The 2,327-nt window shown below is 66.2% G+C and carries 3 protein-coding genes; 1 reads left to right on the top strand and 2 read right to left on the bottom strand.

From position 1 onward, the window contains the following. Together VMS96_02770 and VMS96_02765 are read right to left on the bottom strand one after the other, a co-directional pair. Positions 1 to 395 (bottom strand): hypothetical protein (locus tag VMS96_02770; GenBank protein ID HVP42324.1); only part of this gene is annotated, 395 nt, incomplete at its 3' end. A gap of 37 nt (positions 396 to 432) precedes the next feature. After that, entirely contained in the window at positions 433 to 1,545 is a 1,113-nt protein-coding gene (locus tag VMS96_02765) for a heparan-alpha-glucosaminide N-acetyltransferase domain-containing protein (GenBank protein ID HVP42323.1), read from the bottom strand. Positions 1,546 to 1,620: 75 nt separating this feature from the next. Here VMS96_02765 and VMS96_02760 point away from each other — a divergent pair. Then, positions 1,621 to 2,327, top strand: a 707-nt coding sequence (locus tag VMS96_02760) for an FAD-dependent oxidoreductase (protein ID HVP42322.1), incomplete at its 3' end; no start/stop codon positions are given.

Here is a 2,327-nt window from a genome sequence, read left to right as displayed (position 1 = left end):
CGCATCTCCACTACCTCCGGCAACACCAGGCTGATGGGACGGCCTCCAAAGAATTCCACCGGCACCTTGGTCCCTTCCTGCAGGAAGTTCTCCCCGGGGCCGAGGGCGGCGCGCGGCACCTCCACCTGCTCGAAGCTCACGGGATTCATGAAGCAGCAGTTGTCGCCGTCGCGGTAGAGGAATTCCATGATCTGGCGGTCGACCTCGAGTTCCTCGACGCGGACGTCGGGGCGGAAGTGCGGCTCCCACAGGCGCCCGCTCTCCACGTTGCGCAGCTTGGTCTTGACCACGCCGCCCATCTGCCCGGCGCCTGCCTTGGATTCGACTTCCAGGACCTTGTACACCTGGCCCTCGACCCGGACCGCCATGCCCGCCTTGAGCTGCGATGCGATCATGCGCCCCTCCTGGCCGTATCCCCGAGGGAACCGAATTCTACTGCGCCGCCTGCCTGGCCGCCAGCCTCCCGACTTCGAGCTTGCGCTCCTTCATCCGCGTCCGCGCCAGCGACAGCAGCAGCATGGCGAGGGTGATAGTCAGCAATCCCAGCGATGCCGCGCCGATGCCGATCGCCCGCTTGGGGACGATGGAGAATCTTCCGTACACGAACTCGATGTGCACCCAGTACACCAGCAGCGATGTCTGCCCCAACTGGATGAGCGGGCTGAAGCCCCATTGTCCCGCGCCCCAGCGGCACCAGGCGTAAGTCCCACACAGGATGATGAGCAGCACGCCGACGCGGATGAGATAGAAAGCCGGACTGGTGTGCCAGAAGTCGTAAACCGCGTAGATCTTCTCCGGCCGGGCGTCGAGCCAGCGCGCCAGCACGACGAGCACAGCTCCGCCCGCGCCGAAGAGCGCGAAGGTCACGACTTCGCGCCGTTTCGTCCAATCGCTGAAGAGAATGGAGCCGACCGCCAGTCCGGCGAAAGCGAACGCCGCCCAGGGAAAGACGGGGAACAGCCAGGACTGCGGCTCTTTCAGGTTGTGCACGCCGTTGATGTAGGACTCCAGCGGCCAGGGCAGCCAGTCGGGCCGCCAGGTGGTCCACAGCGGCGGGGTCAGTAAGGAGATGGCCAGCGCGACCAGCGCAGCAGCTACGACACGGAACCGTTCAACGAGCGCTGCGGTCAGCCGGCAGAACACGCCCATCAGCATCATGGAGAGGCCGATGGTGTTCAGGATGTCCACGCGCAGCAGGTCGGTCCACGGCGCCCAGGGGAATGCGATCAGGTACTCCTGCAGGCGGAAGCCAAGTCCCAGGGCGAAGATCTCCGCGCCGCGCAGGATGGTGGTGCGGGCGATCTGGTTGTCGGCCGTACCCTTCTGCCGCATCCGGCCGGTCACCAGCGCGAACGAGATGCCGGCCAGGAAGAGGAACAGCGGCGCGGGCAGTGTCCCGCCCAGTTGCGACCACATGAAGAAGGTGGTCTTGCGCGCGCTGCCGCCCAGCCAGGAATCGTAGGCGTGGGTCTGGAACATGAGCACGCACGCCAGCCCCCGCATCCAGTCGATGTATCCGAGCCGCGACTGCTTCGCCTGTGCCATGAAGAATGCCGCAGCCTAGCGCGCTTCTCCGGCCTGCGCTACACAAAATCTGCCCTGGGGCTACAATGCTCGGCGATGCAGACTGCGGAAGTTGTGATCGTCGGCGGCGGCATCGTGGGCGCCAGTGTCGCCTGGCACCTGACCGCGGCCGGCTGCCGCAACGTGCTCATCGTCGAGCGCGAGACCCATCAGGGCAAAGGCTCCACCGGCAAGAGCATGGGCGGCGTCCGCGCCCAGTTCTCCACCCCAGTCAACATCCGCATGTCGCTGTACTCCATCCCCTTCTACGCTTCGTTCGAGGAGCGCATGGGACATCCTTCGGGCTACCGTCCCCAGGGATACCTTTTCTGCGCCACCAGCGAGGCGCAGATGAACTACCTGCGCACCAATTTCCAGAAGCAGGTCGAACTGGGGCTGACGGGTGTACGCCTGGTGACCGCCGACGAGATCCGCGCTCTCTACCCGCAACTGCGCGCCGACGACATCGTGGGCGGCAGCTTCTGCGAGACCGATGGATTTGTGGACCCCTACAGCGCCATGGTCGGCTTCACCCAGGCCGCGGTCGAGCACGGCGCGCAAGTATGGCGCGATACCGAGGTTACGGCGATCTCCCTGGACGGACACGGTATCGGCGCAGTGCAGACCTCGCGCGGCCCGGTGGCCACTCGCACTGTGGTGAACGCCGCCGGGGCGTGGGCGGCGCAGGTGGCCAAGCTCGCCGGGGTGGAGCTGCCGGTCGAGCCGTTGCGCCGCCAACTGGTGCCCACCGAGCCCTTCGACCG

The sequence above is a fragment of the Terriglobales bacterium genome, from assembly GCA_035543055.1.
Taxonomy (GTDB): Bacteria; Acidobacteriota; Terriglobia; order Terriglobales; family Acidobacteriaceae; genus JAIQFD01.
Note: the sequence above shows the minus strand (reverse complement) of the source record. Positions and strands in the feature narration are given on the sequence as shown.

What these genes read in the sequence shown, in the direction of transcription:
- VMS96_02765 (HVP42323.1), bottom strand. Translation starts at nt 1,545, where the DNA reads ATGGCACAGGCGAAGCAGTCGCGGCTCGGATACATCGACTGGATGCGG.